The sequence below is a fragment of the Streptosporangium amethystogenes genome, from assembly GCF_000721075.1.
Classification (GTDB): domain Bacteria; phylum Actinomycetota; class Actinomycetes; order Streptosporangiales; family Streptosporangiaceae; genus Streptosporangium; species Streptosporangium amethystogenes.
In genome coordinates this window covers 1-322 of sequence record NZ_JOEQ01000187.1, presented here as the reverse complement: position 1 = coordinate 322, position 322 = coordinate 1, and the positions used below count along the sequence as shown (strand labels likewise).

Below are 322 nucleotides of genomic sequence, written 5' to 3'. Positions count from 1 at the left end.
GACGCCGTCGGCGTTTTATCAGTTGATGGCGGCGGAGCGGGATCTGGGTGGGTCGGGTCTGTCGTTGCGGTATGTCATCTTCGGCGGGGAGGCGCTGGATGGCAGCCGTGTCGCCGAGTGGCATGGCCGGGGGATCTCCCTGGTCAACATGTATGGGATTACCGAGACGACGGTGCATGTCACTTATGCGCCGCTGGATGTGGACAGCGCGCCCGGACTGATCGGGGTGGGGATTCCGGATTTGCGGTTGTATGTGTTGGATGAGTTTTTGCGGCCGGTGCCGGTGGGTGTGGTGGGGGAGTTGTATGTGGCGGGTCCGGGG

At 63.4% G+C, this 322-nt stretch carries 1 protein-coding gene; it reads left to right on the top strand.

Translation table 11 applies throughout. The features are described 5' to 3' along the window. The coding region (locus tag IG98_RS46375; protein WP_037973140.1) for an AMP-binding protein at nt 1-322 on the top strand (322 nt) is incomplete at both ends.